This is a genomic window from Pseudomonas sp. GW456-12-10-14-LB2 (assembly GCF_002884345.1).
Classification (GTDB): Bacteria; Pseudomonadota; Gammaproteobacteria; order Pseudomonadales; family Pseudomonadaceae; genus Aquipseudomonas; species Aquipseudomonas paraglycinae.
Window position 1 is genome coordinate 1 of record NZ_POHV01000209.1, and the last position, 261, is coordinate 261.

Annotated in this window: 2 protein-coding genes; both read left to right on the forward strand. The window is 65.5% G+C overall.

From position 1 onward, the window contains the following. The first annotated feature begins 9 nt into the window (after nucleotides 1-9). Nucleotides 10-147, forward strand: a complete 138-nt coding sequence (locus C1X29_RS30055) for a hypothetical protein (protein WP_256584428.1) — start codon at nucleotides 10-12, stop codon at nucleotides 145-147. After that, nucleotides 128-261, forward strand: a 134-nt coding sequence (locus tag C1X29_RS30060; RefSeq protein ID WP_146023324.1) for an NAD-dependent epimerase/dehydratase family protein, incomplete at its 3' end; no start/stop codon positions are given. The genes C1X29_RS30055 and C1X29_RS30060, both read left to right, overlap by 20 nt.

The window sequence follows — 261 nt, forward strand, 5'->3', positions numbered from 1 at the left end:
GATCTGCTGATCGGCGATGCCAGCAAGGCGCGGCAGGTGCTGGGCTGGAAGCCGAAGCGGAGCTTTGCGCAGCTCGTCGAAGAGATGATGGCGAGCGATCTGACGGAGGCCAAACGGGATGTCGCGAATGGCAAGCGTACCGTTTGAGCTGAAGGGCAAGGTCGTCTACGTCGCCGGCCATCGCGGCATGGTCGGCAGCGCCATCGTGCGCCGGCTCGCGCGGGAAGATGTCAGGCTCGTCACGGTTGACCGGCGCGAGGT